Annotated in this window: 29 protein-coding genes; 16 read left to right on the top strand and 13 right to left on the bottom strand. The window is 67.6% G+C overall.

The window, feature by feature from the left end:
* The first annotated feature begins 91 nt into the window (after window positions 1–91).
* The 3 genes from LMA02_RS05040 to LMA02_RS05030 all read left to right on the top strand — a co-directional run bounded on the left by LMA02_RS05040 (window position 92) and on the right by LMA02_RS05030 (window position 2,134).
* Entirely contained in the window at window positions 92–865 is a 774-nt protein-coding gene (locus LMA02_RS05040) for an AzlC family ABC transporter permease (protein ID WP_228907146.1), read from the top strand.
* On the top strand, window positions 862–1,200 hold the full coding sequence (locus LMA02_RS05035; RefSeq protein ID WP_126227382.1) for an AzlD domain-containing protein: 339 nt from the start codon (window positions 862–864) through the stop codon (window positions 1,198–1,200). The genes LMA02_RS05040 and LMA02_RS05035 overlap by 4 nt, the downstream gene beginning before the upstream one ends.
* Window positions 1,201–1,357: 157 nt before the next feature.
* Window positions 1,358–2,134: a DUF4088 family protein gene (locus tag LMA02_RS05030; protein WP_228907609.1), complete on the top strand. Its 777-nt coding sequence runs from the start codon at window positions 1,358–1,360 to the stop codon at window positions 2,132–2,134.
* Between the two features lie 117 nt (window positions 2,135–2,251).
* Here LMA02_RS05030 and LMA02_RS05025 read toward each other — a convergent pair whose 3' ends face one another.
* Window positions 2,252–2,662: a hypothetical protein gene (locus tag LMA02_RS05025; RefSeq protein ID WP_228907145.1), complete on the bottom strand. Its 411-nt coding sequence runs from the start codon at window positions 2,660–2,662 to the stop codon at window positions 2,252–2,254.
* 287 nt (window positions 2,663–2,949) lie between these two features.
* On the opposite strand from LMA02_RS05025, the gene LMA02_RS05020 reads away from it, so the two are divergent.
* The 3 genes from LMA02_RS05020 to fumC all read left to right on the top strand — a co-directional run bounded on the left by LMA02_RS05020 (window position 2,950) and on the right by fumC (window position 6,231).
* Entirely contained in the window at window positions 2,950–3,168 is a 219-nt protein-coding gene (locus tag LMA02_RS05020; RefSeq protein ID WP_006753074.1) for an RNA-binding S4 domain-containing protein, read from the top strand.
* Window positions 3,169–3,296: 128 nt separating this feature from the next.
* Complete coding sequence (norM, locus tag LMA02_RS05015) at window positions 3,297–4,685, top strand: multidrug efflux MATE transporter NorM (RefSeq protein ID WP_228907144.1); 1,389 nt, start codon at window positions 3,297–3,299, stop codon at window positions 4,683–4,685.
* A 151-nt stretch (window positions 4,686–4,836) separates the two neighbouring features.
* The gene (gene fumC / locus LMA02_RS05010) at window positions 4,837–6,231 is read left to right on the top strand and encodes a class II fumarate hydratase (protein WP_175701829.1); all 1,395 of its coding nucleotides are present in this window, start codon (window positions 4,837–4,839) and stop codon (window positions 6,229–6,231) included.
* Between the two features lie 57 nt (window positions 6,232–6,288).
* Here fumC and LMA02_RS05005 read toward each other — a convergent pair whose 3' ends face one another.
* A complete protein-coding gene (locus LMA02_RS05005) occupies window positions 6,289–6,801 on the bottom strand; it encodes an acyl-CoA thioesterase (RefSeq protein WP_006753077.1) in 513 nt (170 codons plus the stop codon).
* Between the two features lie 161 nt (window positions 6,802–6,962).
* On the bottom strand, window positions 6,963–7,103 hold the full coding sequence (locus tag LMA02_RS05000; protein ID WP_006753078.1) for a hypothetical protein: 141 nt from the start codon (window positions 7,101–7,103) through the stop codon (window positions 6,963–6,965).
* A gap of 176 nt (window positions 7,104–7,279) precedes the next feature.
* On the opposite strand from LMA02_RS05000, the gene LMA02_RS04995 reads away from it, so the two are divergent.
* On the top strand, window positions 7,280–7,987 hold the full coding sequence (locus LMA02_RS04995; protein ID WP_228907143.1) for an ArsR/SmtB family transcription factor: 708 nt from the start codon (window positions 7,280–7,282) through the stop codon (window positions 7,985–7,987).
* A gap of 162 nt (window positions 7,988–8,149) precedes the next feature.
* Complete coding sequence (locus LMA02_RS04990) at window positions 8,150–10,690, top strand: DUF6600 domain-containing protein (RefSeq protein ID WP_228907142.1); 2,541 nt, start codon at window positions 8,150–8,152, stop codon at window positions 10,688–10,690.
* A 107-nt stretch (window positions 10,691–10,797) separates the two neighbouring features.
* Here LMA02_RS04990 and LMA02_RS04985 read toward each other — a convergent pair whose 3' ends face one another.
* Together LMA02_RS04985 and LMA02_RS04980 are read right to left on the bottom strand one after the other, a co-directional pair.
* Window positions 10,798–11,769, bottom strand: coding sequence for a thymidylate synthase (locus LMA02_RS04985; RefSeq protein WP_006753187.1), 972 nt, complete (start codon window positions 11,767–11,769; stop codon window positions 10,798–10,800).
* Between the two features lie 42 nt (window positions 11,770–11,811).
* Window positions 11,812–13,209, bottom strand: a complete 1,398-nt coding sequence (locus tag LMA02_RS04980; RefSeq protein ID WP_228907141.1) for a sigma-54 dependent transcriptional regulator — start codon at window positions 13,207–13,209, stop codon at window positions 11,812–11,814.
* A gap of 569 nt (window positions 13,210–13,778) precedes the next feature.
* On the opposite strand from LMA02_RS04980, the gene LMA02_RS04975 reads away from it, so the two are divergent.
* Together LMA02_RS04975 and LMA02_RS04970 are read left to right on the top strand one after the other, a co-directional pair.
* The gene (locus LMA02_RS04975; RefSeq protein WP_228907140.1) at window positions 13,779–14,051 is read left to right on the top strand and encodes a hypothetical protein; all 273 of its coding nucleotides are present in this window, start codon (window positions 13,779–13,781) and stop codon (window positions 14,049–14,051) included.
* Window positions 14,052–14,345: 294 nt separating this feature from the next.
* On the top strand, window positions 14,346–14,846 hold the full coding sequence (locus tag LMA02_RS04970; protein WP_228907139.1) for a dihydrofolate reductase: 501 nt from the start codon (window positions 14,346–14,348) through the stop codon (window positions 14,844–14,846).
* A gap of 84 nt (window positions 14,847–14,930) precedes the next feature.
* Here the strand turns inward: LMA02_RS04970 and pmbA are convergent, their stop codons facing one another.
* On the bottom strand, window positions 14,931–16,301 hold the full coding sequence (gene pmbA / locus LMA02_RS04965) for a metalloprotease PmbA (protein ID WP_166722823.1): 1,371 nt from the start codon (window positions 16,299–16,301) through the stop codon (window positions 14,931–14,933).
* Window positions 16,302–16,428: 127 nt separating this feature from the next.
* On the opposite strand from pmbA, the gene yjgA reads away from it, so the two are divergent.
* Both yjgA and mog read left to right on the top strand, forming a co-directional pair.
* Window positions 16,429–17,031 carry a ribosome biogenesis factor YjgA gene (yjgA, locus tag LMA02_RS04960; protein ID WP_279607027.1) on the top strand — a complete coding sequence of 201 codons (603 nt, stop codon included), beginning with the start codon at window positions 16,429–16,431 and terminating at the stop codon, window positions 17,029–17,031.
* Window positions 17,015–17,623, top strand: a complete 609-nt coding sequence (mog, locus tag LMA02_RS04955; protein WP_228907138.1) for a molybdopterin adenylyltransferase — start codon at window positions 17,015–17,017, stop codon at window positions 17,621–17,623. The genes yjgA and mog overlap by 17 nt, the downstream gene beginning before the upstream one ends.
* A 34-nt stretch (window positions 17,624–17,657) precedes the next feature.
* Here mog and orn read toward each other — a convergent pair whose 3' ends face one another.
* The gene (gene orn, locus LMA02_RS04950) at window positions 17,658–18,278 is read right to left on the bottom strand and encodes an oligoribonuclease (protein ID WP_057928086.1); all 621 of its coding nucleotides are present in this window, start codon (window positions 18,276–18,278) and stop codon (window positions 17,658–17,660) included.
* Between the two features lie 99 nt (window positions 18,279–18,377).
* Between orn and LMA02_RS04945 the strand changes: the two genes are divergently transcribed.
* From LMA02_RS04945 to LMA02_RS04935, 3 genes are read left to right on the top strand one after another with little or no spacing between them, the layout of a single operon-like run.
* A complete protein-coding gene (locus LMA02_RS04945) occupies window positions 18,378–19,637 on the top strand; it encodes a M48 family metallopeptidase (RefSeq protein ID WP_228907137.1) in 1,260 nt (419 codons plus the stop codon).
* Window positions 19,634–20,575 (top strand): ribosome small subunit-dependent GTPase A, encoded by a 942-nt coding sequence (rsgA, locus tag LMA02_RS04940; protein ID WP_228907136.1) that lies wholly within the window; start codon window positions 19,634–19,636, stop codon window positions 20,573–20,575. The genes LMA02_RS04945 and rsgA overlap by 4 nt, the downstream gene beginning before the upstream one ends.
* 52 nt (window positions 20,576–20,627) lie before the next feature.
* Window positions 20,628–20,945, top strand: a complete 318-nt coding sequence (locus tag LMA02_RS04935; protein WP_228907135.1) for a DUF2007 domain-containing protein — start codon at window positions 20,628–20,630, stop codon at window positions 20,943–20,945.
* A 77-nt stretch (window positions 20,946–21,022) separates the two neighbouring features.
* Here the strand turns inward: LMA02_RS04935 and LMA02_RS04930 are convergent, their stop codons facing one another.
* The 6 genes from LMA02_RS04930 to rpsP all read right to left on the bottom strand — a co-directional run bounded on the left by LMA02_RS04930 (window position 21,023) and on the right by rpsP (window position 25,149).
* On the bottom strand, window positions 21,023–21,961 hold the full coding sequence (locus LMA02_RS04930) for a CobD/CbiB family protein (RefSeq protein WP_228907134.1): 939 nt from the start codon (window positions 21,959–21,961) through the stop codon (window positions 21,023–21,025).
* A 120-nt stretch (window positions 21,962–22,081) separates the two neighbouring features.
* Window positions 22,082–22,768 carry a CoA pyrophosphatase gene (locus LMA02_RS04925; protein WP_228907133.1) on the bottom strand — a complete coding sequence of 229 codons (687 nt, stop codon included), beginning with the start codon at window positions 22,766–22,768 and terminating at the stop codon, window positions 22,082–22,084.
* Window positions 22,769–22,854: 86 nt separating this feature from the next.
* Complete coding sequence (rplS, locus tag LMA02_RS04920) at window positions 22,855–23,247, bottom strand: 50S ribosomal protein L19 (RefSeq protein ID WP_006761288.1); 393 nt, start codon at window positions 23,245–23,247, stop codon at window positions 22,855–22,857.
* A 133-nt stretch (window positions 23,248–23,380) separates the two neighbouring features.
* Complete coding sequence (gene trmD, locus LMA02_RS04915; protein WP_006761287.1) at window positions 23,381–24,175, bottom strand: tRNA (guanosine(37)-N1)-methyltransferase TrmD; 795 nt, start codon at window positions 24,173–24,175, stop codon at window positions 23,381–23,383.
* A complete protein-coding gene (rimM, locus tag LMA02_RS04910; protein WP_228907132.1) occupies window positions 24,175–24,852 on the bottom strand; it encodes a ribosome maturation factor RimM in 678 nt (225 codons plus the stop codon). Before rimM ends, trmD begins: the two co-directional genes overlap by 1 nt.
* A gap of 42 nt (window positions 24,853–24,894) precedes the next feature.
* Window positions 24,895–25,149: a 30S ribosomal protein S16 gene (gene rpsP, locus LMA02_RS04905; protein WP_006476550.1), complete on the bottom strand. Its 255-nt coding sequence runs from the start codon at window positions 25,147–25,149 to the stop codon at window positions 24,895–24,897.
* A 153-nt stretch (window positions 25,150–25,302) separates the two neighbouring features.
* On the opposite strand from rpsP, the gene LMA02_RS04900 reads away from it, so the two are divergent.
* Entirely contained in the window at window positions 25,303–26,442 is a 1,140-nt protein-coding gene (locus LMA02_RS04900; RefSeq protein WP_228907131.1) for a PQQ-dependent sugar dehydrogenase, read from the top strand.
* The last annotated feature ends 60 nt before the right edge of the window (window positions 26,443–26,502 follow it).

Below are 26,502 nucleotides of genomic sequence, written 5' to 3'. Positions count from 1 at the left end.
CGCGGCAACCGGCACGCGGATTGCGCCGCCAGCACCCGCGGGCGCAAGAACATACAAGCCGTCACCGCATCGGCCCGCTATCCTCGGTGTCATGGAGAAGCGTCCCTTGAATCCCCCATCCACGCCGTCGCCCCCGCCTCGCCGTCCGTTCAACGAATGGCTCGACGGCGCGCGCGACACGATCCCGATGATGATCGGCGCGGCGCCGTTCGGCGTGATCTTCGGCACGCTCGTCGGCGGCGGGCCGCTGGCCGCATGGCACGGCGCGCTGATGTCGCTCGCGGTGTTCGCGGGCTCCGCGCAGTTCATCGCGCTCGGCCTGATCGCCGGCAGCGCGAGCTTCGTCGTCGTGCTCGCGACGACGTTGATCGTGAACCTGCGTCACCTGCTGTACAGCGCGACGCTCGCGCCGTACGTCGCGCACCTGCCGCTGCGCTGGCGCGCGACGCTCGGCGCGCTGCTGACCGACGAGGTGTTCGCGGTCGCCTACGCACACTACCGGCACTTCCCGCCCGGTGCGATCGGCCCCCACTACTTCTTCGGTTCGGGCCTCGCGATGTACCTGAACTGGCAGGTCTGGACGCTCGCGGGCATCGGCTTCGGCGCGGCCTTCCCGGGCCTCCAGTCGCTCGGCCTCGATTTCGCGATGGCGGCGACCTTCATCGCGATCGTCGTCCCCCAGCTCGGCAAGCTGCGCTATTTCGCGGCCGCCGCGACGGCCGGCACGCTCGCCTACTTCTGGCAGGGCTGGCCGTACAAGCTCGGGTTACTGGGCGCGGTCGCCGCCGGCGTCGTCGTCGGTGTCGCGCTCACGGTGAGGCACGAGCGCTCGCGCACCGGTTCACGCACGGAGGCCGCATCGTGAGCTACGCGCTGCTGATCCTCGGAATGGCCGCGATCACCTATGCGATCCGGACGACGCTGTTCCTGTTCGGCGAGCGGCTGACCTTCCCGCCGCTCGTGCGGACCGCGCTCGGCTTCGTGCCCGTCACCGTGCTGACCGCGATCATCGTGCCGATGACCGTCTCTCCGCACGGCGGCACGGCGGAGCTGACCTGGCGCAATCCGCAGCTCGCAGGCGCGCTCGCCGCGGTGCTTGTGTCGGCGACGACGCGCCGGCCGCTCGTGACGATCGCGGTCGGGCTCGCGGTGTTCTTCTTCTGGCAAGGGATCGTGATGCCGCACTGGCTGCCGGCCTGAGCGGACGTCGCCGGCCGCGCTCAAGTTTCCGTCCGGCGTGCCGATATAGGGAATGAAGACCCGCCACAGCCTCGGCGCGAACGGTCCGTCGACGCTGCGCCCGTACCGGTGCACGGCGCCGGGCGCCGGCACGCGCGGGCCGCCATCGAGACGATTCATGGGCCAGATCACCCTTTCCCTCAAGGACGACACGCTTGCGTCCTTGCGCAAGGACTACGACGCGTTCGTACGCGTATCGCTGAAACTCGACCCGCAGTTCGCGACGCCGTCGTTCGAGGATTTCCTGCGCGCCAAGCTGCTCGACAACATGGTGCCGCTGACCGAGCATGCCGTGCAGCGGATGCTCGAAGGCGGCCAGTACGCGTGGGCGAAGCGCACGCTCGACAAGGAATTCCCGGACGTCGTCGCGATCCTGATGCGGCAGGCCGGCGAATTCGGCTTCGGCTTCGCGTCGCGCGCCGAATGGACGCCCGACGAGCTCGCGAAGGCGTGCCGCGACTGGGCCAAGGCGATCGTCGCCGAAGCGCAGGGCGACGCGTCGCTGGTCGATCCGCTCGCCGCGCAGATCAAGAGCGCGGTGCACGATATCCAGGCGCTCGAGGAAATGATGCAGACGCCCGCGTGGCGGCTCGCGGAATCGCTGCGCCAACGCATCTACGAGGCCAAGCTCGCGTGCGAGATGAGTGTCGGCAGCGCCGCGCGCGACAAGCTGGGCGAATTGCGCGGCCTGCTGCGGCTCGGGCTCGCGCACGGTTCGTTCCAGAAACAGGAAGCGCAGCAGATCATGGAATACCTGCGGCTCCTGAAGCCCGAGATCTTCATCGAGGAACCGTACGACGTATTCGCGCGGCTTGCCGCGTGGCTGCGCAGCGTGTTCGCGCCGTCCGCCACGCGACCGGCGCACGGACCGGGGCAGGAACAGCGCCGGCCATGACGGGCCGCCCCCACGAATGAAGAACGGCCCGGTTCGCGCGAAGCGAACCGGGCCGCCGTTCGATCGCCGTCACGACGCGCCGTCCGGGGCGAGCATCGTGCGACGGTCGGGCGCCGCTTACTGCGTGGCGCCCGACGCCGATGCACCGCCCTGCACACCCATCGACGCACCGCCTTCGACCGCCTCGTCGCCTACTTTCGACTTCGTCGAGCGGGCCTGGTGCTTGGCCGACTTCGTCGCATGCTTCGCGTGCTTCTTGGCCGAATGGACCGACGACGACGCCGTATCCTGCGCGCCGTCGGCTGCCGCACCGACCGCATCCGTCGCGCCACCGACCGCATTACCCGACGCATTCATGCCGGCGCCACCCTGCATACCCGCGCCGGCGCCTGCCCCTGCTGCCGGGGCCTGCGTCTGCACGCTGGCGCCTGCGGCACCCTGTGCCGCGACGCCCGTCTGCGCAAATGCGGCCGAAGTTGCGAACGCCGTCAGCGCGGCACCGATCAGCATCGTACGAATCTTGGACATGTCCATCCTCCTCAAGAGTTGTGGGCGCGGAGCACATCGATACGCTCCGTCGCGTCCCCTGCCGCAACACGCAGCAGGTACGACAAAAGACCCGCGAGCCGCACGCCCGGTTCTCGAATCTCTCAGACTGTTACCCACCGTTTCATTTGCTGACGAATCGCTCACAGTCCTTAACAACTGCACGCGAACCCCGTGCGAACCTGCGCGAACGCCCGCGCTCGCGCGCCGGGCCGCGGTGCCGTATGATGCGGGGCGATTCCTCCCGCGCATCGCGCGCTTCCTTCGTCATGCCCAATCTGGATTTCACGCTGACCGGCGAATACGTCGAACTGCACAACCTTCTCAAGATCACCGGTCTCGCGGACAGCGGCGGCACCGCGAAGATGTTCGTCGCGTCCGGCGCGGTGAAAGTCGACGGCGTGGTCGAGCTGCGCAAGACCTGCAAGATCCGCGCGGGCCAGGTGGTGCTGTTCGGCGATACACGGATCGCGGTTCACGACGCATAGCGGTTCCCCTGACCGTGACATGGCCATCGGCGCGCGCGTTCGACACCGTTCGAATAAAGCCGTAAGCTAGCCGTCTCTCAAAATAAATACAGACAGCGCGGGCCCGCACCCGCGCGAGCGCCCATTCCATGTCGCATTCCGGTCTTACGCGGACGGCCGCCGCGCCGCCGTCCCTGTCCAGTCATGCCGCCGATACCGCGCGCCTCGCCGCGCCGCTCGCGATCGCGCAGCTCTCGCAGATGGCGATGAGCGTCACCGACACGGTGCTGCTCGGCTCGCTCGGCCCCGATTCGCTCGCGGCGGGCGGCCTCGGCGCGAACTACTTCTTCGTCATCGTGACCGTGCTGCAGGGCGTGCTGTCGTCGGTCAGCGTGAGCGTCGCGCATGCGCGCGGCGCGCAGGCGGAACACCGCGTGCCGCACATCTACTGGACCGGCTTCGTGCTGTCGTTGCTGCTCGCGATTCCGGCGATCGTCGCGCTGTCGCTGTCCGAACCGATCCTGCTGATGTTCCACGAGCCGCCGACGCTCGCGCATCACGTCGGCGAATACACCGGCATCCTGCGGTTCGCGGCGCTCGGCAGCCTGATCGGCGTCGGGCTGATGCGCGCCTTTCTCCCCGCGATCGGCGCCGCGCGGCGGCTGCTGTGGGTCTCGATCGGCGGCGTCGGGGTCAACGCCGTGCTGAATTACGGGCTGATCCACGGCGCATTCGGCTTGCCGAAGCTCGGCTTCCTCGGCTCCGCGGTCGCGACGACCATCACGATCTGGCTGACCGCGCTCGCGCTGATCTGGCTGCTGCACGGCCGCGAGCGGTTCCGCCATTTCGTGACCGCCGCCCGCCCGAAACTGCCCGTGATGGGCGAGCTGATCGGCATCGGCTGGCCGGTGGCGATCACGTACGGGGTCGAATCGACGCTGTTTCTCGCCACGGGCCTGACCGTCGGCGTGCTCGGCGCGACGTCGCTCGCCGCGCACCAGATCGCGCTGAATGTCGCATCGCTGGCGTTCATGGTGCCGCTCGCGATCGGCCAGGCCGCGAACGTACGGGTCGGTTACTGGGTCGGTGCCGGCGAGCCGGTCGCCGCACGGCACGCGGGCTTCGTCGCGCTTGGCCTCGGCGTCGCATTCATGTCGCTGTCGGGGCTCGTGCTGATCGTCGCGCCGCATGCGATCGTCGGCCTGTACCTGCACCTCGACGACCCGGCCAACGCGGCGACCGTGTCGCTTGCCGCGTCGCTGCTCGGCATCGCTGCGGTGTTCCAGATCGTGGACGGGATGCAGACCGTCGCGTCGGGCGCGCTGCGCGGGCTGCGGGATACGCGGATCCCGATGCTCGCGGCAACCCTCGGCTACTGGGGCATCGGCTTCCCGACCGGTTACTGGCTGGCGTTCCATGCGGGCCTCGGCGCACGCGGCCTGTGGTGGGGGCTCGCGGCCGGCCTCGCCAGTGTCGCCGTGCTGATGGCCTGCCGGTTTCACATGAAGACCGCGTCGCTCATCGCGTCGGCGCGCTGAGCGCGACACGGCACGACACGACGCAAATTCGCGGCCGGCGCTATGCTTGTCGGCTGAAGACCCAAGACGCCGCGCCAGCGGCGCGCCTGCCTCACGATACGCCCGACGCCGCGCGACGCGCGGCCTTTCCCCTTCCCAGGAGGAGTGCATCATGAACGAAGCAGTTCGGATGGAACGCGACACATTCGGCGAGATCGCCGTGCCGGCCGACCGGCTCTGGGGCGCGCAGACCGAGCGCTCGCTGCAGAATTTCCGGATCTCGACGGAGAAGCAGTCGCCCGAGCTGATCCACGCGCTCGCGATCGTCAAGCGCGCCGCGGCCGCCGTGAACCAGTCGCTCGGCGTGCTGGCCGACGACAAGGCGCGCGCGATCATCGACGCGGCCGACGAGATCATCGCGGGCAAGCATCCGCGTGAATTCCCGCTCGCCGTGTGGCAGACCGGCTCCGGCACGCAGACCAACATGAACCTCAACGAGGTGATCGCGAACCGGGCGAGCGAGCTGCTCGGCGGCGAGCGCGGCGAAGCGCGCAAGGTCCACCCGAACGACGACGTGAACCGCGGCCAGTCGTCGAACGACGTGTTCCCCACCGCGATGCACATCGCGGCCGCATATGCGATCGTCAACCACCTGCTGCCCGCGCTGCGCACGCTGCGCACGACGCTCGACGCGAAGTCGAAGGCCTTCGCCGACATCGTGAAGATCGGCCGCACGCACCTGCAGGACGCGACGCCGCTCACGCTCGGGCAGGAATTTTCCGGCTATGTCGCGCAACTCGACCAGGGCGTCCGGCACGTCGAGTCGGCGCTGCCGCATCTGTACGAGCTCGCGCTCGGCGGCACCGCGGTCGGCACCGGGCTGAACGCGCATCCGGAGTTCGCGGTGCGCGTCGCCGACGAGATCGGCCGGCTGACGAAGCTGCCGTTCGTGACCGCGCCGAGCAAGTTCGAGGTGATGGCCGCCGCCGACGCCTTGGTGTTCGCGCACGGCGCGCTGAAGACGGTCGCGGCCGGCCTGATGAAGATTGCCAACGACGTCCGCTGGCTCGCGAGCGGGCCGCGCTGCGGCCTCGGCGAACTGTCGATTCCGGAAAACGAGCCGGGCAGCTCGATCATGCCGGGCAAGGTGAATCCGACGCAGTCGGAAGCCGTGACGATGCTGTGCTGCCAGGTGTTCGGCAATGACGTCGCCGTGAACGTCGGCGGCGCGAGCGGCAACTTCGAGCTGAACGTGTTCCGGCCGATGATCGCGCACAACGTGCTGCAGTCGGTGCGGCTGCTCGCCGACGGCGCGCAAAGCTTCAACGACCACTGCGCGGCGGGCATCGAGCCGAACCGCGCGCGCATCGACCTGCTGCTGAACGAATCGCTGATGCTCGTGACGGCGCTCAATCCGCACATCGGCTACGACAAGGCCGCGCAGATCGCGAAGAAGGCGCACAAGGAAGGCACGACGCTGAAGGCTGCCGCGCTCGCGCTCGGCTACCTGACCGAAGCGGAATTCGATGCGTGGGTGCGACCCGAAGAGATGATCGGATCGCGGTAATCGCGGGTCTGACGCGATGACCGGACGGGCGCGGCGCGAACGCTGCGCCCGTTGCCGTCAGACGGTGCCCTTCGCCACTTCCTCGGGCTTCATCTCGACGATCTTGTCGAGCGCGGCGCGCACGTCGGCCGCATATTTCGCGAGCACCTTCTGCTCGTCGGTCTCGGGCACGAACGGCGGCACCGGCACCGGGTTGCCGTTCTCGTCGACCGCGACGAACACGACGAGACAGTCGGTCGTCTGACGCAGCACGCCACCCTTCGGATCGCCGGCATGCACGGACACATGGATGTGCATGCTGGTGCGGCCCGTCGCGACGACGCGCGCCTTCAGCTCGACCAGGTTGCCGACGAGGATTGGACGCTGGAAGCGGATGTTGCCGACGCTGACCGTCACGCAATAGCGGCTCGACCAGACTGCCGCGCATGCATACGCGACCTCGTCGATCCACTTCATCAGCGCGCCGCCGTGCACCTTGCCGCCAAAGTTCACGGACGACGGCTCGGCGAGGAAGCGGAATACGGTTTCGGTGCGGTCCAGGGCGGCCGGCACGGGGGACTGTGGGGACATCGTGGTAACTCCAGGCGGCGGGGGTACTGCTATCGGCGCATTATACGTTGCACCGCGGCAACCCGTGGCCGGGGGCGCCGCGCGGCCGGGGCCGCCGCGTGGCCGCGACCGCACGCCCACCCGCGCGGTGACCCGGCATCGCCCCCGGAAATCGGCGCCCGTCAGCGGCGCACCGTGATTCCCTGATCGATCGTCCCGTACATCTCGAGGCTGCCGCCCCGCTCGCCGGCGGCGCCCGCGCCGCCCTGCGCACAGGCCGCGCATACTAGCGCGGCCGCCAACAGGCAGAAAATCGTCTTCATCGTTGCATCATGTCGCATCCGGCGGCCCACTGCCGCCGCGTGCGGCCATTCTACGCGTGCGCGGCCGGCGACCACGGCTGCACGCGCCCTGCCGCATCCGACATTTCATCCGAACGCGAAACATCGAATGTGCGCAGCACCTACACTGCAGTCATTCCGCCTGACGAGACACGACGATGACCGATCAAGACGACCACCACTTTCCGGGCCTGAGCCGGATCGGCGCACTGATCGCCGATCCGGGACGCGCCGCGATGCTATGGGTGCTGATGGACGGCAGCGCGCGGCCGGCCGGCGAACTGACGATGATCGCGGGGCTGTCGCCGTCCGCGGCGAGCGCGCACCTCGCGCGCCTGACCGAAGGCGGCCTGCTCGCGCTCGACGTGCGCGGCCGGCACCGCTACTACCGACTCGCGTCGGCCGACATCGCGGCGTCGCTCGAAGCGCTCGCGAACGTGGCCCGGGCGGCCGCGCCGAACCGTCCGGTGCCGCCGCCGGCGCGCACGGTGCCGGCCGAGCTGCGCTACGCGCGCACCTGCTACGACCACATGGCCGGCGAGCTCGCGGTCCGCATCTTCGACGGCCTCACCGCGCGCGGCTGGCTGCACGCGGACGGCGATGCGATCGAGACCACCGAGCTCGGCACGCAAGCACTCGCGCGCTGGGGCATCGACGTCGCCCAGCAGCGCACGCGCCGGCGCCGCTTCGCATGCGGCTGCCTCGACTGGAGCGAGCGGCGCGCGCATCTCGGCGGCGCGCTGGGCGCGGCACTGCTCGACAGCTTCTGCGCGCACGGCTGGATCGAACGCACAGCGCGGCCGCGCGTGCTGCGGGTCACCGTGCCCGGACGGCAGGTTTTCGACGACTGGCTTACGTCCGCTTGACACGCGCATTGCGACCGGACGACAACGGCGCGCGATGGACAGGTTTTGTTACATCGCGTGCCATTCGACTTACAAAACACCGCGCACTGAAACAGGTCGAGCGGATATCGTGAACTGGACGGCACGAATCGACGCGCCGCAATAACGACGAAGACGCTCAACATGGCCTCCCTGTTCACGCTCAAGCGAACCGCCCGCTGCACACTGCTCGTGTTCGCCGCGCTGGCGACTCTGCCTCCCGCATTCGCGCAAGCGACACAGGCCGCCCCATACGCGGCCCCCGCCCGGCAACCGGGCGGTGATCCGCCGAGCCGCGTCGCCCGGCTCAACTACATGTCGGGCGCCGTGACGACGGAGCCGGCCGGCACCGATACGTGGTCATACGCCGCCGTGAACCGGCCGCTGACGACGGGCGACCAGCTGTGGAACGACGCTGGCGCGCGCTCCGAGCTGCACATCGGCTCGACCGCGGTACGACTCGGCGAATCGACGAGCCTGTCGGTGCTGAACCTCGACGACACCACGACGCAACTGAAGGTCGGGCTCGGCACCGTATCGACGCACGTGCGCGATCTGCCACCCGGCGGGTCGTACGAAATCGATACGCCCAATCTCGCGCTCGGCCTCACGGGCCCCGGCGACTATCGCGTCGATGTCGCGCCGAACGGCGCGAGCACGACGGTCACCGTGCGCAACGGCAGCGCGACCGTGTACGGCAGCAACGGGCAGTATCCGCTGTCGCCCGGGCAGCAGGTCGTGTTCACCGGCACCGACCTGCAGGTCGCGCAACAATCGGCCGCGCCGGCCCCCGACGCGCTCGACCAGTGGGCCGCCAGCCGCGATGCGGCCGAGCAGCGCTCGGTATCGGCCCGCTACGTGTCGCGCGACATTCCCGGCTACCAGGATCTCGACGCGAACGGGACGTGGCGCGAGACCCCGAACTACGGTGCGGTCTGGGTGCCGAACGACAGGCCGGCCGACTGGGCGCCGTATCACGACGGTCACTGGATCTGGCAGGCGCCGTGGGGCTGGACCTGGGTCGACGATGCACCGTGGGGCTTCGCGCCGTACCACTACGGCCGCTGGGCCCATGTGGACGACAGCTGGGCGTGGGTGCCCGGCCCGGTGGCCGTCAGCCAACCGCCCGCCTATGCACCGGCGCTGGTCGCGTTCGTGGGCGGCGGCGGCGGTCCCGACTGGAGCGTCGCATTGACGGTCGGCGGCGTCGCCGCAGCCGGCTGCGCATGGTTCGCACTCGGCCCGGGCGAAGCGTGGCATCCCGGCTGGGGCGGCTGGAGTCCGCATTACTACGAACGCGTGAACCGGAATATCGTGGTGAACAACGTCACGGTGAACAAGACCGTGAACGTGACGAACATCACCAACATCACGAACATCAACAAGACGTACGTGAACTTCCGCGCGCCGCACGCGATCACGGCCGTGCCGGCGTCCGCGTTCGTGCACGGCCAGCCGGTCGCGCACTTCTCCCAGCATGTCGATCCGCAGCAGTGGCGCAACGCGCACGTGATGCCTGGCACGCCCGGCATTGCGCCGGTACGCCAGAGCTTGAACGGCGGATTGCGCACGGCCAGCTACCGTCCGCCGGCGGCGATCGGACAGCACTCGTTCGTCGCGACGCGCAATCCGGCGGTGCCGGCAGCGTATCGCGATCAGGCGGCCGTCCATCTCGCACGGGAAGGTGCTCACGTGCCGGGTGCAGGCGCCCCGGTCGCGAGAACCAGCGTGCCGGCCGACTATACGGCTCGCCCGGTCCGTGTTCCGGGCAATCCGAAAGCCGGTGCGTGGGCGATGCGCAACGTGCAGCTCGTGAATCCGCACGGCCCCGTCGTGCAGCCAGCGCACGCGCCGCACGAAGGCCAGCCGGCCGTCACACAGGCTGCACGGCCGGGCGCGCCGACGCCGGTCGTGCCGAATGGCGCGCGACCGATGAACGCCGAAGCCCCCAATGCGCCGCGCTTCGCCAACGGCGCGACGCCACAGGCGCCGGGCAATCCGGCTGCGCATCAGGCATCAGGGCCGGGGAATGGCGTCCCGCACCCGCCGACGGCCGGCAACGAACCGACCCGGCACGACAACGCGCATGCCGCCGCGGCGCCCGCCCCTGCCTGGATGCAGCCGCACACGCCGATGGAGCGTCAGCGCCCGACGCCGCCGAGCGCCCTCCACGCGGCGGGCCAGAATGCGCTGCCGCCCGTGCGCAGTGCGGCGCCGGTCCCGCATCCGGAAGGCGCGCCCGGAACGCAACCCGGCGGCCGTCAGGAAACGCCGCGCGCGCTGCCGCAACCGCGACTCGACACAACCGCGCAGATTCCGCAGCCGCGTCCGCGCCCCGATTTCTCGGCACCGGCGCAGCAAGCGCAGCCGCGTCCGGAGCGGGCTGCGCCGGCGCCGCAGTCGCGCCCCGAATTCGCGCAACCGGTACCGCACCGCGAAGTCGCCCCGCCGCACGTGAACGAGTACCGCCCGCCCGCGCCCGCAGCAGTGCATGAAATGCCGCGACCGCAGCCGCAGGCCCCGCGGATGGAGCCGCGGCCGTCGATGCCCGCGCCGCACATGGAACCGCGGCCGTCGATGCCCGCACCGCACATGGAAGCGCGGCCGCAACCGGCGCCGCACGTCGAGGCGCCGCACGCGAGCAATCCGCCGCCCGGCGGCCACGACGAACGCCGCCATCAGTGACCATCGCCCGATGAAACAGAAAGGCCCGAGCGGCGGGTGCCGTTCGGGCCTTCGTCATTCTGCCTGACGCGGGTCGCGTCACCCGCGCCGCCGGCGGACGCCGGTGCTCAGACCGCCATCGGCGCGGTCAGCGGCTCATGGTGCCGGTAGCCGACGAGCGAGAAATCGGACGGCTCGATCTGCTCGAGCCATTCGGGTGCATACACGCCGGTCTTTGCGTAATCGGGCACGCGCTCGGCGATCTCGAGCCGGGGGCTCTCGTACGGCTCGCGCGTGAGCTGCTGCTGCAGCATGTCGAGCTGGTTCTCGTAGATGTGCGCGTCACCGATGAAATACGTGAACCAGCGCGGCGTGTAGCCCGTCAGCCGGCCGACGAGCGCCAGCAGCGCGGCGCCTTCCGTCAGGTTGAACGGCGTGCCGAGGCCGACATCGTTGCTGCGGATGTACAGGCACAGCGAAATCTCGCGCTTCGTGACGTTCGGCAGGAACTGGTACAGCAGATGGCAGGCGGGCAGCGCGATCTGGTCGAGCACGGCCGGATTCCATGCGTGAAACAGGATGCGGCGGTCGGCCGGGTTCTCCATGATCGTATCGAGACACTGGCGCAACTGATCGATCGCCTTGTACAGCAGCACCTTCGGCGCGCCGTCCTCGTCGAAGCGCGTGACGACCCGGAAACCGCGGCGCGTCGCGTCGGCGATCTGCGCGTCGGCGCCCGCGTCGAGCACCTTGTAGCCGGGCCACTGGCGCCATTGCACGCCGTACACGTCGCCCAGGTCATCGACGCCCTGGCGGTACGGGTTCGCGAGCCACTGCGCATTGTCGTTCGCGTTCGCATCCCACACCTTGCAGCCGAGCGCGCGGAACTCGGCCGCGCTGCGCGACGCGCGCAGGAAACCGACCAGTTCGCCGATCGCGGACTTGAACGCCAGCTTCTTGGTCGTCACGGCCGGGAAGCCCTGCTGCAGGTCGAACCGCAGCATCGCACCGGGCATGCTGATGGTGCGGATGCCCGTGCGGTTCTCCTGCCAGGTGCCGGTGTCGAGGATGGTGCGAACGAGGTCGAGGTACTGTTTCATGCGGGTTCCTTCGGCCGCGAGGGCGGCCGTCACCCGCCAATTTTAGCAAGCGTGACGCGGAACCTCCGGCAACGGCGCCGAAAACCCTGCCAGCGTGTCGCCGCGATCGCGCATGCCATGCGCGCACATCAGCCTGTACAGCGTGACGCGCGACACGCCGAGTTCGCGCGCCGCATCGGCAAAACGGCCGCGATGACGCAGCAGCGCCTGCTCGATCGCCTGCCGCTCGGCCGCTTCCCGCGCCTCGGTGAGCGAGACGGGCGCCAGTATCGCGAATTCATGGAGCTCGAGATCGGCCGCGGTGATCATCCGGCCCTCCGACATCACGATCGCGCGGCGCACGCGATTGATCAGCTCGCGCACGTTGCCCGGCCACGAATAGCCGTACAGCGCGGCGATTGCGTCCGGAGAGAAGCCGCGCAGGCGACGATGCGCATCGCCCTTGAAACGCTCGAGCATGTGGCGTGCGAGCACCTCGATATCCTTGCCGCGCGCGCGCAGCGGCGGCTCCTCGATCTTCAGCACGCACAGACGATGGAACAGGTCCTCGCGGAACCGCCCTTCGCGCAGCGCCGTTTCCATGTCCACATGCGTCGCGCAGATCACGCGCACGTCGACCGGCACCGATACATGCGCGCCGAGCCGCTCGATCTTGCCTTCCTGAAGGAACCGCAGGAGGCTCGCCTGGCTCTCGAGCGGCAGGTCGCCGATTTCATCGAGAAACAGCGTACCGCCGTTGGCGGCCTCGACGCGGCCGATCTTGCGCTGGTTCGCGCCCGTAAACGCGCCGCGCTCATAGCCGAACAGTTCGGCTTGCAGCAGCGTCGACGGAATCGCCCCGCAGTTGATCGCGACGAACGGCTCGTGCGCGCGCGCCGAGCGCTCGTGAATCGCGACGGCCGTCAGCTCCTTGCCGGTACCCGATTCCCCGGAGATGAACACCGGCGCATCGGTGGTCGCGACGCGCCGGATCGTCCTGAAAAGCCCGAGCATCGCATCGCAGGTGCCGACCATCTCGCCTTCGGCGCGCCCGGCGCCGACAGGCGAGGCCACCGGGTCGGTCAGCGCGATCATGCCGTGCGCGTGGCCGACGGTCTCGACGATGCGCGACGTCTCGTACGGCATCGTCACGTAGTCGAAGCAATAGTCACGAATGAGATGGCGCAACGTGGCGTCCTGCAACTGCCCACGCCGGGTCGCCGCGATCCAGCCGATGTGCTGGATGCTCAGACACGCTTCGAGTTCGCGCAGATCCGCGGGCCTGAAACCCGGCGAGAAATCGAGCAGGCCGGCGGATGCCACGCCGTGCTGCACGACGCGCCTCACGTCGCGTGCGCTTTCCGCGAGATCGACGCACCATCCGCATTCGTCGAAATGCCCGCGCAACGCGTCGTTCGGCTCGCGCGAGAAATAGATCACATGCCGCTGCTCGGCTCCCATATCGTCACCCCGTTCATCAACCGTCTAACGATTGCCCCACGTGCCAAGTCACGTGCAAAAGGATCGAACCGGGTCAGCCGAAGCCGCTCGATTCGCCATGCCGATGCGCGGCAACGACAGAGCCTCGCATGATGGCGCTTATCTCGCGTCCAGTTATTTTTTGATCAAGACAGCTTACTTAGTTATAGGCGCCGAATACGACAAATCGATTGCAGCGCAGATGGGCGAGCGGCCGAATCGCTCAGAGGTCGACGTTCATCAATCGTCTGCACATAACATGCGTAGCGACCCGTACTTGCATCGACACACGCGCCGATTTTCATCCTTGAAGCGTATCGATTGAATCCGCAGTATTCCTGAGCCCCTTCGTTTCAAGCCTGAAACATTTTCCGGCACTTTCGATCGCGACTCACAACGCCCGCGCGTGAATCGCAGGCGGGACAACGCTTGTGGCGCGATGGCATGTATTTCGCTGAATTCATGACAGATCGGAGCAAGCGACCATGCGCAAACTCATTTTGCTTACCTTCTTGCAGACAACGTTTGCGCTCTTCGCCGCGCTCCCGTTCATGTCGATACGTGCAGACGAAAGCGTGACGCCCGCACACGCGACGCTGCTCGTCGACAGTGCATCGAGCATGCAACGGGACAACGGCTTCGGCATCGTCCCCGTGACGGTGCCGCAACCGTATTCGGCCGACAAGGCATCGGTGACGCTGTGGGACGAAATCGCCCCGCGGTCTCCGCCGCCGGTGCCGGTGCCAGTGCCGATCCCCGCGCCGCGGCCCGACAACGCGCAGCAAGCGATGGCAGGACATGCCCGCAACGGCATCGTTCAATGATACGCATGCGATATCGCACACCCGAAATTTGATCAGGATGCCATATTGAATTGATGCGCAGCGGACCATGCCGATCGCGCCCGGTATCGTCGACATATCGACGCGAACCGTTTTCGTGTCCGTCCCCCGGCGGGCACTCTTTTTATTCAGGACGTCGCGATGCGAAGGCCGCACATCGTCGCGAGCAGCGACGATGTGCGCACGCGCCGGAACGGCGCATCCGCATCGACGCCGGCGCGCGCCGCCGTTCCGGTAGAATCGGCGCCATTCCGGTTCTCCTCTTCCCCGACCTTCATGACGACGTTGACCCTGATCGTCGCGCGTGCCCGCAACGGCATCATCGGCCGCGACAACCAGTTGCCCTGGAAACTTCCCGAGGACCTCGCATTCTTCAAGCGCACGACGATGGGCGCACCGATCGTGATGGGCCGCAAGACCCACGAGTCGATCGGCCGGCCGCTGCCGGGGCGCCGCAACATCGTCGTCACGCGCGACGCAGCGCGCCGCTTCGACGGCTGCGACACCGTCACGTCGCTCGCCGACGCGCTCGCGCTCGCCGCGCGTGACGGAGCGGCCGAAGCATTCCTGATCGGCGGTGCGCAGCTCTATGCGGAAGGCCTCGCGCTCGCCGACAAGCTGATCGTCACCGAGATCGACGCGGACTTCGACGGCGATGCGTCGTTCCCGGCGCCCGATTCCGCGCACTGGCACGAAGTGTCGCGCGAACCGCATCAGGCGGCCGCGCCGAACACGTTCGGCTATGCGTTCGTCGTCTACGCGCGCAAGCGCGACTGACTGACACGCGGCACGCGATAAAAAAGCCCGACCGGCTCGCGCCGGTCGGGCTTTTTCGTATCCTGGCGGCCGATGCCGCGCCGCTTACTGCCCGGCGATCGTCATCTGCTCGATCAGCACCGAGCCCGTTTCCTTCGTCCCGCGCACGATCGAATCCGCGCCGATCGCGACGATATGCCGGAACATCTCCTGCAGCGTGCTCGCGACGGTGATTTCCTCGACCGGATACTGGATCACGCCGTTCTCGACCCAGAAGCCGGCCGCACCGCGCGAATAGTCGCCGGTCACGTAGTTCACGCCCTGCCCCATCAGCTCGGTCAGCAGCAGGCCCGTGCCGAGCTTCTTCAGCATTGCGTCGAAGTCGTCGCCCGGCTGCGTGTCCGAGCTGCGCAGCGCGAGGTTGTGCGAGCCGCCCGCGTTGCCGGTCGTCTTCGTGCCGAGCTTGCGCGCCGAATAGGTCGACAGGAAGTAGCCTTCGACGACACCGTCCTTGACGACGCTGCGCGCACGCGTGCGCACGCCCTCTTCGTCGAACGGCGCGCTGCCCATCGCGCGCGGCACGTGCGGATCCTCGACGACCTGGACGTGCGGTGCGAACACCGGCTTGCCGAGGCTGTCGACGAGGAACGACGTCTTGCGGTACAGCGCGCCACCGCTGACGGCCTGCACGAACGCGCCGAGCAGGCCGGCCGCGAGCGGTGCCTCGAAGAGCACGGGTACCTTGCGGGTGTCGAGACGGCGCGCGCCCATCCGCGCGAGCGCACGCTCGGCTGCGTAGCGCCCGACGGCTTCCGGCGCTGCGAGATCGACCGCGCTGCGCTTCGACGAATACCAGTCGTCGCGCTGCATGTGGCGACCGCTGCCCGCGATCGGCGCGCATGCGATGTAGTGGCGCGAGTACGGATAACCGGCGAGAAAGCCGCGCGACGTCGCGAGCACGAACTGCGAATGCTGCGCCGACACGCTCGCGCCTTCCGAGTTGCGGATCTGCGGGCTGACCGCGAACGCGGCGTCTTCCGCGCGGCGGGCGAGCTCGACGGCCTCGTCGGCCGTCAGCGCCCACGGGTGATAAAGGTCGAGGTCGCGCGGGTCCGTTTCGAGCAGCTCGGCCTCGGCGAGACCGGCCGCGTCGTCCTCTGCCGTGAAGCGCGCGATGTTGTATGCGGCAGCGACGGTATCCTTGATCGCGGCCGGCGAGAAGTCCGACGTGCTCGCGTTGCCGCGCTTCTTGCCGATGAACACCGTCACGCCGACCATCTTGTCGCGGTTGTGTTCGATCGTCTCGACCTCGCCGCGGCGCACCGACACCGACAGGCCGTCGCCTTCGGAGATTTCGGTGGCGGCGTCCGTCGCGCCGAGCGCCTTCGCGTGGCGGAGGATGTCCGAGGCAATTTCTTTGAGCTGGTCCTGCGTGTGCGGGAAATAGCGCGCTTGTACGTCGAGATTGGCTGCCATCGTCTTGGTATCCGGTGGCGGGCGGGCGCCCGCATGGTCAAAATGTTACGTATCCCGCGATCATAGCAAGGTCCGGGGCCGGGCACAGACAAGCTTGGGGTGTCCGCACCGCGATACAATGCCGCCCATGACACGCAAAACCCGAATCCAGCCGATCGAGCATGCCGCCGAAGTCGACGACAATGGCTACGATCGCCCCAGCAAATCCCAACTGAAGCGCGAAATGCACGAGCTGCAGGTGCTCGGCCAGGCGCTCGTCGATCTGCCGAAAGACGCGCTGAAACGCATGCCGATGCCCGAAAGTCTGTCGGACGCCGTTCGCGAGGCGCGCCGGATCACCGATCACGAAGGCAAGCGCCGCCAGCTCCAGTACGTCGGCCGCGTGATGCGCACGCTGACCGACGACGAGACGGCCGCGCTGCGCACCGCGCTCGACGCGCAGCGCGGCGTGAACAAGGCCGCAACGGCCCGCCTGCACTGGATCGAGCGTACGCGCGACCAGTTGCTCGCCAACGACGACGCGCTGACCGAATTCCTCCGCCAGCACCCCGAAGCCGACATCCAGGAAGGCCGCACGCTGATCCGCAACGCGCGCAAGGAAGCCCAGCAAGGCAAGCCGCCGCGCTATTTCCGCGAGCTGTTCCAGTGGATCAAGACCGCGAGCGGGACGCCCGGCGGGGATGACGAAGCGGCCGACGAGGCTGGGGACGACCATGACGACGAAGCGTAACCACCCGGACGAACTCGTCGTCGGCCTCGTGTCGATCAGCGATCGCGCCAGCAGGGGCGTCTACGAGGACAAGGGCATTCCGGCGCTGCAGGAGTGGCTCGCCGGCACGCTGGTCTCGCCGTGGCGCGCCGAAACGCGCCTGATCCAGGACGACGCGCCGACGATCTCCGCCACGCTGGCCGAACTCGTCGACGTCGCCGGCTGCGATCTGGTGCTGACGACCGGCGGCACCGGCCCCGCGCGCCGCGACGTGACGCCGGAAGCCACGCTGGCCGTGGCAACGAAGGAAATGCCGGGATTCGGCGAACAGATGCGGCAGATCAGCCTGAATTTCGTGCCGACCGCGATCCTGTCGCGGCAAGTCGCGGTGATCCGCGAGACGGCCGACCATGCGGCGCTGATCATCAACCTGCCCGGCCAGCCGAAGTCGATCCGGGAAACGCTCGAAGGGCTGCGCGACGCCGACGGCAAGTCGACCGTGCCCGGCATCTTCGCCGCGGTGCCCTACTGCATCGACCTGATCGGCGGCCCGTACATCGAGACCGACGCCGCGGTGGTCGCGGCGTTCCGGCCGAAGAGCGCACGGCGCTGAGCGTGTATCGGGCGCCGAGCGCGTGCCGGCCCGCTCAGGCGGCCGGCGCGGACTCGCCTGCCGGCGCCGACGCGGCCGGAATCAGGAAATGCTCGCGGTAGTACTTCAGCTCGTCGATCGATTCGTGGATGTCCGCGAGCGCCGTATGCATCGCGCGCTTCTGAAAACCCTTGTAGATCGCGGGCTGCCAGCGGCGGCACAGCTCCTTGAGCGTGCTCACGTCCAGGTTGCGGTAGTGGAAGAACCGCTCGAATTCCGGCATCCAGCGCGCCATGAAGCGGCGATCCTGGCAGATCGAGTTGCCGCACATCGGCGACTTGCCGGGCGACACGTACTGCGCGAGGAACGCCTGCAGCTGCGCGGCGGCGTCCGCCTCGGTCACGGTCGACGCGCGCACGCGGTCGATCAGCCCCGAACGGCCGTGCGTCGACTTGTTCCAGTCGTCCATCTTCGCGAGCGTTTCGTCGCTCTGGTGGATCGCGAACACGGGGCCTTCCACCGCGATGTCGAGCGTGGAATTGGTCACGACGACCGCGATTTCGATGATGCGGTCGTTATCCGGGTCGAGGCCCGTCATCTCCATGTCGAGCCAGACGAGGTTCAACTCGTTGCGCACGAGCGCGGGCTGGCTGGCGGAAGCGGCGGTATCGGTCATGAGTCATCCTGGAAAATGGCGGACGGCGGGCGGCATCGCGTGAGCGGGCCCGGTCCGCAAGAACATATAATTCTCGCATAGAACCCTTTGGCGCCTTCGATGTCACCCTTTTCGTTCACCCTGCTGTTCGCGATCGCCGTGCTCGCGATGGTCGTCACCAAGCTGTGGCTCGCGTCGCGGCAGATCCGCTTCGTCGCCGCACACCGCAACGGCGTGCCCGCGCAGTTCAGCGCCACCATTCCGCTGACCGCCCACCAGCGCGCGGCCGACTACACGGTCGAGCGCACGCGGCTGGCGATGCTCGAGATCGTCGTGAGCGCGGCCGTGCTGGTCGGCCTTACGCTGCTCGGCGGGGTCGGCGCGCTCGACACGCTGCTGACGGGCTGGTTCGGCCGCGGCTACGGGCAGCAGGTCGCGCTCGTCGCCGCCGTGCTCGTGATCACGAGCGTGATCGACGTGCCGTTCGAGTATTACCGCCAGTTCGGGATCGAACAGCGGTTCGGCTTCAACCGGATGACCAAGCGCCTGTTCTTCACCGACATGCTGAAAAACACGCTGCTCGGCGCGGTGCTCGGCCTGCCGCTGCTGTTCGTCGTGCTGTGGCTGATGAACCAGACCGGCAGCCTGTGGTGGCTGTGGACCTGGATCGTCTGGGTCGCGTTCCAGATGCTCGTCCTGCTGATCTACCCGACCTTCATCGCGCCGATCTTCAACAAGTTCGAACCGCTGAAGGACGAAGCGCTGCGCGCGCGCATCGAGGCGCTGATGAAACGGTGCGGCTTCGCGGCGAAGGGCCTGTTCGTGATGGACGGCAGCCGCCGTTCCGCGCACGGCAACGCGTACTTCACGGGCTTCGGCGCATCGAAGCGGATCGTATTCTTCGATACGCTGCTCGCGCGGCTGTCCGGCGAGGAAATCGAGGCCGTGCTCGCGCACGAACTCGGCCACTTCAAGCGCCGCCACGTGATGAAGCGGATGCTCGTGTCGTTCGTGCTGAGCCTCGTGCTGCTCGCGCTGCTCGGCTGGCTCGCGCAGCGCACGTGGTTCTATACGGGGCTCGGCGTCACGCCGTCGCTCGACACGAGCAACGCGGGCGCCGCGCTCGTGCTGTTCTTCCTCGCGATCCCCGTGTTCCTGTTCTTCGCGACACCGTTCAGCAGCCTCACGTCGCGCAAGCATGAATTCGAGGCCGACGCGTTCGCGGCCAGCCAGACCGACGCCCAGGATCTCGTCAGCGCGCTCGTGAAGCTCTACGAAGACAACGCGTCGACGCTCACGCCCGACCCCGTCTATACGGCCTTCTACTACTCGCATCCGCCTGCGTCGCAGCGGATCGATCGCCTGATGCAGCACGCATGAGCCGGCCGACCTCCCGCAAGCCGGCCCCGCGCGCATCGGGCGCGCAGCGTGTCGAAGGTCGCGTGATCGCGGCGCACGGTCGCCACTACATCGTCGCGCCCGACGACGGCGGCCCGATGCTGCAGTGCTTCCCGCGCGGCAAGAAAAGCGAGATCGCGGTCGGCGACCGCGTCGTGTACGAACAGGCATCGGCCGACCAGGGCGTGATCGTCGAGATCGGCGAGCGGCGCAACCTTCTGTACCGCTCCGACCAGTTCAAGTCGAAGCTGTTCGCGGCCAACCTCGACCAGCTGCTGATCGTGCTCGCGACCGAGCCCTATTTCAGCGAGGATCTGCTCGGCCGCGCACTGATCGCGGCCGAAGCGAACGAACTGAAGCCGCTCGTCGTGCTGAACAAGATCGACGTCGAAGCCGCGCTGCCGGTCGCCCGTGAGCGCCTGGCGCCCTACCGTGCGCTCGGCTACGACGTCCTCGAACTGTCGGTGAAGGGCTCGCCCGACGATGCGCGCGCGCAGCTGATGCCCCATCTGGCCGGGCACTCGACGATCCTGCTCGGCCAGTCCGGGATGGGCAAGTCGACGCTCGTGAACCTGCTCGTGCCCGATGCCGAGGCCGCGACCCGCGAAATCTCGGCCGCGCTCAACAGCGGCCGCCACACGACGACGTTCACGCGCCTCTACCCGCTCGAAGGCGGCGGCGCGCTGATCGATTCGCCGGGTTTCCAGGAATTCGGCCTGTATCACCTGACGGAAGGGCGCCTCGAGCGCGCGTTTCCGGAATTCCGCCCGCTGCTGGCGGACTGCCGTTTCTATAATTGTCATCATCTGCACGAGCCCGGCTGCGCGATTCTCGACGCCGTGGCCGACGGCCGCATTGCGCCGTCGCGGCATGCGCTTTACGCGCAGCTCGTGCACGAGGCCAGCCAGATCGTCCGCTGACCGCACGGCGGGCAGAAGGCGGCCGGGCCGGCCTTCACCGACAGGAGCCGCGATGCGTTTCAAGGCCCCCGATCTCGCCACTGCGCAGCATTGGGCGAACGTGCTGCAGGTGGCCGGCATCGGTTGCGAGCTGCACAACTGCTACGCGCCCGGTGCGCTCGGCGGCCTGCCCGCCGACGCATGCGCGCCCGAACTGTGGCTCGACGACGAGCGCGACGATGCGCTCGCGCGGCGGCTTCTCGATGCGGCGTCACACGGCCCATCGGCCGGCGCCGCGTCATGGCGCTGCCGGCAGTGCGGCGAGGCACTCGAGGCTCAGTTCACCGCCTGCTGGCAATGCGGCGCCGTGCGCGATCCGCTCGACGACTGACCGGATTGACCTGACGCACAGCAAAAAGGCCGGCATCGAGCCGGCCTTGTCATTTCATCGGGCGCCGGGCGAGCGCGTCACGATACCCAGACCGCCAGCGTCAGCATCAACAGCAGGATCATCCACAGGATCACGGCGCGCCACACCAGGCCGACCGCCGACTGCAGCGTGCGCGGCGTGCAATCGTCACCCACCGTCAACGGACCGCTGTCGCCGACCGCCAGCGCGTCGAGGCTCGACGGTTCCGCGAGCGGCCCCGCGAGGCGCGCGCCGAGCGCGCCGCTACCGGCCGCGAGCAGCACGCCGTCGTTCGGGTCGGGCCACTGGCGCGTGTGATTGCGCCACGCGTAGATCGCATCCTCGAAGTTGCCGACGATCGCGAAGCCGAGCGCGGTCAACCGCGACGGAATCCAGTCGATCACGAAGAACGCCCGCTGCGCGAACGTCGAGAACGCGGCCGTGCGATCGTCGCCCGGCGTCGACCAGCTGCGCGCGAGATATTCAGAGATGCGATACAGCACGGCGCCTGCCGGACCGATCGGCAGCACATACCAGAAGAACACGCCGAACACGTGGCGATGCGACGCAACGACCGCATGAATCAGCGTATGGCGGACGATTTCACCGACCGGCATGTCGACCGTGTCGAGGCCTGTCCATTCGTGCAGGATTTCGCGGGCGCGCGGCACGTCGTCGTTGTTGAGCGCGAGATGGATATCGGTGAAGTAGTGGCTGAACTGGCGGAAGCCGAGCGTGAAATACACGACGACGACGTTCCAGATGAACGCGAGCACGAAGCTCACCTTGTACAGCAGGAAGTAGATCAGCGCGACGACCAGCACCCACGGCAGCACGACTGCGAGCCAAGCGAGCACGCCATGCTTTTGCTTGCCAGCGTCGAGGCCATGCGCGACGGTTTCCGCATGAAACTGGAACAGCGCGAACACCGGATTGCTTGGCGACAACGCGCGGACCTGTTCGATGATGAGAGCGAGGAGAACCGAAAAGAAAGTCATGCGTGGCGCCGTCTTCCGAGTTATGTCATTTTTTGCATAACGATAGCACAGCGTAAGCGACGCATGGCTGCTGGCGCGACGGGCCGCGAGCCGGCCGCGTGGGCACGATCGGGCGGGATGCTATCCGGCTGCCAAGAAGCGGTACAGATTGCGCAACATGCCGGCAGTTGCGCCCCAGATGAAGTAATGCCCGGCCGATTCTCCATTCGGATAGGGCATCGCAAAAAAACGACGCTCGCCGCCTTCCCAGCGGAACACGCGCACCTGGTGGTTCGCGGGACTCATCAGGAACGCGAGCGGCACCTCGAAAATCTCGGCGACTTCGAACGCGTCGGCCTGCACGGTGAATGGCGGATGCACGAGCCCCACGACGGGCGTCACGCAGAAGCCGGTACCCGTCAGGTAGTCGGGCAGCGCACCGAGAATCTCCACCCGTTCGGCCGCCAGTCCGATTTCTTCCTTCGCCTCGCGCAACGCGGTCGCCGTCGCATCGCGATCGTACGACTCGCGACGGCCGCCGGGGAAGCTGATCTGTCCGGCATGGTCGTTCAGGTGATCGGCGCGCTGGGTCAGCAGCACTGTGAGGCCGCTCTCGCGAACCACGAGCGGTATGAGGACGGCGGCGCTGCGCGGATCGACGCCCTCCACCAGGCGAGCCTCGCCGGGCTCGACGTTCCATTCGAGCGTGCGCGCGAAACGTTCGCGCAGCCCGGGCGGCGTCATCAGGCGTGCATCGATGGACGGCAGGCCGGCGCCGGTGCCTTCGACCGGCAGCACTTCGGGATCAACGATGGGGCGGCGATTCAATGGGACTCTCGGTTCGTGACGTATCGAGCATATTGTCGCGCCAGAATGAAAAAAGCACCCGGGAGGGTGCTTTTTCCTTACAGCTCTTACTCTTGGGAAGCTGCTGCGGTGCGATCCTTCGACACCAGCTTTTCCTTGATTCGAGCCGACTTGCCCGAACGCTCGCGCAGGTAGTACAGCTTCGCACGACGCACATCACCGCGACGCTTGACGACGATGCTCGCCAGCAGCGGCGAGTAGGTCTGGAACGTACGCTCGACGCCTTCGCCCGACGAAATCTTGCGGACGATGAAGTTCGAGTTCAGACCACGGTTGCGAATCGCGATCACGACGCCTTCGTAAGCCTGAACGCGCTTGCGGGTACCTTCAACCACATTCACGTTCACGATCACCGTGTCGCCCGGGGCGAATTCGGGGATCGTCTTGCCGGCGAGCGCGCGCTCGATCTCTTCCTGCTCAAGTTTTGCAATCAGATTCATCACTGACTCCTAAAGCCATCTTGTCGGCGTTTGCGCCCGCCTGCTTCCAGGCCTGGCCCCGACAGAGGATGGATTCACATCAGGCGCCGCGCACGCATGCACGGCACCGCCATTTCCCGCCCGCGACGCCGCCTCAGGAGGCGTTCTTCGCTTCGCGTGCGAGGTTCGCAAGCCAAGCCTCGTCGGCCCGGCTCAACAACTTCTCGCGGCGCGCCCGGACGATCAGATCCGGCCGCTTCCGCAACGTATTCTTCAATGCTTCCTGGCGGCGCCACCGCTCGATCTCGGCATGATGCCCGCCGAGCAGCACGTCCGGCACGCGCATTCCCTCGTATTCCTCGGGGCGCGTGTAATGCGGACAATCGAGCAGCCCGTCGACGAAGCTGTCCTGCACGGCTGACTGCGCATCGTTCAGCACGCCGGGCAGCAGGCGCACGACGGCATCCATCATCGCCATCGCCGGCAGTTCGCCACCGGACAGAACGAAATCGCCGAGGCTGATTTCCTCGTCCACACAACGGTCGAGCAGACGCTGATCGATCGCCTCGTAGCGGCCGCACAGCACGATGACACCAGGCTCCTGCGCCATCCGCACCGCACGTTCGTGCGTGAACGGCGCACCTTGCGGCGACATCATCACCACACGCGTGCTCGCGACGCCCTGCTCCGCCTGCGCTGCCTTCGCAGCGCCGATCGCGGCCTCGAGCGGCTTGGCCAGCATCACCATGCCCGGACCGCCACCGTACGGACGATCGTCGACCGTGCGGTAGTTGTCCGTCGTGAAATCACGCGGGTTCCAGGTGCGCAACCCGAAGCGCTCCTGCTTCACGGCCCGGCTGGTAATCCCCCAGTCGGTCAGCGCGCGGAACATTTCGGGAAAGAGCGTGACGACGTCGAACTGCACCGCGCTCTCCGTAACCTGGTTCATTAGTAATCGGCTTCCCAGTCGACGACGATGCGACGTGCCGCCTGATCCACCGTCTTGACGAATACGCCGACGAACGGAATCAGCCGTTCGTCGGTGGTCGGCTGACCATCCTTGCCGACTGCCGGATACTCGACGCGCATGATCGAATGCACGCCGTTGTCGATCATCCCGCTCACTGTCCCAAGCGCCACCGATTGCTCGTTGACGACCTCGAGACCGATCAGGTCGACCCAATAGAATTCGTCCGCGGCCAATGCCGGGAAATCTTCCCGGCGCACGAACACGCGAAAGCCGCGCAAAGCCAATGCGGCATCGCGGTCGCTGACACCCGCGGCATGCGCGACGACTGTGTCGCCGTGCGTTTTCGACTGCAGGATGCGAGCGGACAACCGCTCCCCACCCCGTTCCAGCCACCAGCGGCGCGCGTCGAGCAGCGCATCGCCACCGCGACCGGCGTCGGCATGCGTCGCAACCTTGATCCAGCCTTTCAGGCCATAGGCGTCGACCACTGCCCCGACCTCGACAGCATCGTCGGGCCAGGCTTGCACCGCTTCGAGACTGCCCTGCTCGGCAGCCTCACCGGCGCTCGCGACAACGTCGCGCTCGACCGGCTTGCGGACGAATGCGCCAAACGACGCTCGCCCGCGCTTTGCGTTACCGGAATCGTGACCGGACATCAATGCTCCTTGCAGCCGGCACGACCGGCACACCGCGCCATGTTAGGCGGCCGGTTGCGCCTTTTGCGCTTCCTTCACGAGACGCTGGACGGTCGGCGACAGTTGCGCGCCAACACCTTGCCAGTACGTCAGGCGATCTTGAGCGATACGCAGCGATTCGCCCTTCGTGGCGACCGGGTTGTAGAAGCCGACGCGTTCGATGAAGCGGCCGTCACGACGGTTGCGCGAATCGGTAGCAACGATGTTGTAGAACGGGCGCTTCTTCGAGCCGCCGCGAGCCAGACGGATGATAACCATATGAAATCCTTCGGGGAAACCGGGTTCGAAACTACTGAAACGTGCGATTATAGCCGGAAACCAAAGCCACAACAAACACTTACGCGCAAAAATTCCGCGGACGCCGTATTCGCCGGGCATACAATCGTCGTGTTCACGACGCTCCCCGCCGCCATGTCGCCATTTCGCGTCGCCCCGGTGTGCCGCGCGCAGCATCGCCTCACGGGCCTGCTGACCGGCTTCGTCATCTGCCTCGCAGCCACTGCGGCTTGCGGCGCCCCGCCGGTGGGCGAACTCGTCGTGCCGCCCGGCTTTCACGTCGATGTACTGACCGACGCCGTGCCGACCGCCCGCGAAATGGCGTGGTCGCCGCGCGGGATCCTGTATGTCGGCTCGCGGGAAGGCCGCGTGCATGCCTTCGTGATGCAGGAGGGCCGGATCACTGCCCGCTACGTGATCGCATCGGGGCTCGACATCCCCGTCGGTGTCGCGTATCGCGACGGTGCGCTCTATATCTCCGCCGTGTCGCGCATCCTGCGTCTCGACCACATCGACGACCGGCTCGCCAGGCCGCCCGCGCCGGCGGTCGTGACGGACGCGCTGCCGACCGATCATCATCACGGCTGGAAATTCATCGCGTTCGGCCCCGACGGCAAGCTCTACGTGCCGACCGGCGCGCCGTGCAACGTGTGCCTGGCCGATCGCAGCCGCTACGCGATCATCGCACGCATGAACGCCGACGGCAGCGGCCGCGAGGTATTTGCCCGCGGCGTGCGCAATACCGTCGGCTTCGCATGGCACCCCGATTCGGGCGAGCTGTGGTTCACCGACAACGGGCGCGACCTGATGGGCGACGACGTACCCGACGACAAGCTCAACCGCGCGCCGCGCGCGGGCCTCGACTTCGGCTTTCCATACTGTCATGGCGGCGACACGCCCGACCCCGAATTCGGGAGCGTCGACGTGTGCCGCCGCCATGTGCCGCCCGTGCTGAAACTCGGCGCGCACGTCGCGGCACTCGGCATGCGTTTCTATACGGGACCGATGTTCCCGGCGTCGTATCGCAACAACGTCTTCATTGCCGAGCACGGTTCGTGGAACCGCAGCACGAAGGTCGGCTATCGCGTGATGCGCGCGGTCGTGTCGGCCGACGGCAGCCACGCGCGCCAGACACCGTTCGTCACCGGCTGGTTGCGCGCGGACGGCACCGTGTGGGGACGCCCGGCCGACGTGCTGCCGCTGCCGGACGGCTCGCTGCTCGTCAGCGACGACTATGCCGGCGCCATCTACCGCGTCACCTATGCGGCACCTTGACGCAGGCGAGGGGTGACCGGGCCCGACCGCGCATCGTAGAATGCGTGCCGGGCCAAGCGC

Origin of the sequence: Burkholderia sp. B21-005 (genome assembly GCF_020843965.1) — a bacterium.
Classification (GTDB): Bacteria; Pseudomonadota; Gammaproteobacteria; order Burkholderiales; family Burkholderiaceae; genus Burkholderia; species Burkholderia ambifaria.
This window is presented reverse-complemented; position numbering and strand designations above follow the sequence as displayed.

Bases quoted from the DNA above. Each gene is read 5' to 3' on its own strand.
- LMA02_RS04935 (WP_228907135.1), top strand. From the start codon at position 20,628: ATGCGTTTCAAGGCCCCCGATCTCGCCACTGCGCAGCATTGGGCGAAC.
- rplS (WP_006761288.1), bottom strand. From the start codon at position 23,247: ATGAATCTGATTGCAAAACTTGAGCAGGAAGAGATCGAGCGCGCGCTC.
- LMA02_RS04930 (WP_228907134.1), bottom strand. From the start codon at position 21,961: ATGACTTTCTTTTCGGTTCTCCTCGCTCTCATCATCGAACAGGTCCGC.
- LMA02_RS05000 (WP_006753078.1), bottom strand. From the start codon at position 7,103: ATGAAGACGATTTTCTGCCTGTTGGCGGCCGCGCTAGTATGCGCGGCC.
- LMA02_RS04980 (WP_228907141.1), bottom strand. From the start codon at position 13,209: ATGGGAGCCGAGCAGCGGCATGTGATCTATTTCTCGCGCGAGCCGAAC.
- LMA02_RS04975 (WP_228907140.1), top strand. From the start codon at position 13,779: ATGTCGATACGTGCAGACGAAAGCGTGACGCCCGCACACGCGACGCTG.
- rsgA (WP_228907136.1), top strand. From the start codon at position 19,634: ATGAGCCGGCCGACCTCCCGCAAGCCGGCCCCGCGCGCATCGGGCGCG.
- trmD (WP_006761287.1), bottom strand. From the start codon at position 24,175: ATGAACCAGGTTACGGAGAGCGCGGTGCAGTTCGACGTCGTCACGCTC.
- LMA02_RS04995 (WP_228907143.1), top strand. From the start codon at position 7,280: ATGACCGATCAAGACGACCACCACTTTCCGGGCCTGAGCCGGATCGGC.
- LMA02_RS04990 (WP_228907142.1), top strand. From the start codon at position 8,150: ATGGCCTCCCTGTTCACGCTCAAGCGAACCGCCCGCTGCACACTGCTC.
- LMA02_RS04900 (WP_228907131.1), top strand. From the start codon at position 25,303: ATGTCGCCATTTCGCGTCGCCCCGGTGTGCCGCGCGCAGCATCGCCTC.
- yjgA (WP_279607027.1), top strand. From the start codon at position 16,429: ATGACACGCAAAACCCGAATCCAGCCGATCGAGCATGCCGCCGAAGTC.
- pmbA (WP_166722823.1), bottom strand. From the start codon at position 16,301: ATGGCAGCCAATCTCGACGTACAAGCGCGCTATTTCCCGCACACGCAG.
- LMA02_RS04945 (WP_228907137.1), top strand. From the start codon at position 18,378: ATGTCACCCTTTTCGTTCACCCTGCTGTTCGCGATCGCCGTGCTCGCG.
- LMA02_RS05020 (WP_006753074.1), top strand. From the start codon at position 2,950: ATGCCCAATCTGGATTTCACGCTGACCGGCGAATACGTCGAACTGCAC.
- LMA02_RS04970 (WP_228907139.1), top strand. From the start codon at position 14,346: ATGACGACGTTGACCCTGATCGTCGCGCGTGCCCGCAACGGCATCATC.
- LMA02_RS05005 (WP_006753077.1), bottom strand. From the start codon at position 6,801: ATGTCCCCACAGTCCCCCGTGCCGGCCGCCCTGGACCGCACCGAAACC.
- LMA02_RS05040 (WP_228907146.1), top strand. From the start codon at position 92: ATGGAGAAGCGTCCCTTGAATCCCCCATCCACGCCGTCGCCCCCGCCT.
- LMA02_RS05025 (WP_228907145.1), bottom strand. From the start codon at position 2,662: ATGTCCAAGATTCGTACGATGCTGATCGGTGCCGCGCTGACGGCGTTC.
- mog (WP_228907138.1), top strand. From the start codon at position 17,015: ATGACGACGAAGCGTAACCACCCGGACGAACTCGTCGTCGGCCTCGTG.
- rimM (WP_228907132.1), bottom strand. From the start codon at position 24,852: ATGTCCGGTCACGATTCCGGTAACGCAAAGCGCGGGCGAGCGTCGTTT.
- orn (WP_057928086.1), bottom strand. From the start codon at position 18,278: ATGACCGATACCGCCGCTTCCGCCAGCCAGCCCGCGCTCGTGCGCAAC.
- LMA02_RS05030 (WP_228907609.1), top strand. From the start codon at position 1,358: ATGGGCCAGATCACCCTTTCCCTCAAGGACGACACGCTTGCGTCCTTG.
- rpsP (WP_006476550.1), bottom strand. From the start codon at position 25,149: ATGGTTATCATCCGTCTGGCTCGCGGCGGCTCGAAGAAGCGCCCGTTC.
- fumC (WP_175701829.1), top strand. From the start codon at position 4,837: ATGAACGAAGCAGTTCGGATGGAACGCGACACATTCGGCGAGATCGCC.
- norM (WP_228907144.1), top strand. From the start codon at position 3,297: ATGTCGCATTCCGGTCTTACGCGGACGGCCGCCGCGCCGCCGTCCCTG.
- LMA02_RS04985 (WP_006753187.1), bottom strand. From the start codon at position 11,769: ATGAAACAGTACCTCGACCTCGTTCGCACCATCCTCGACACCGGCACC.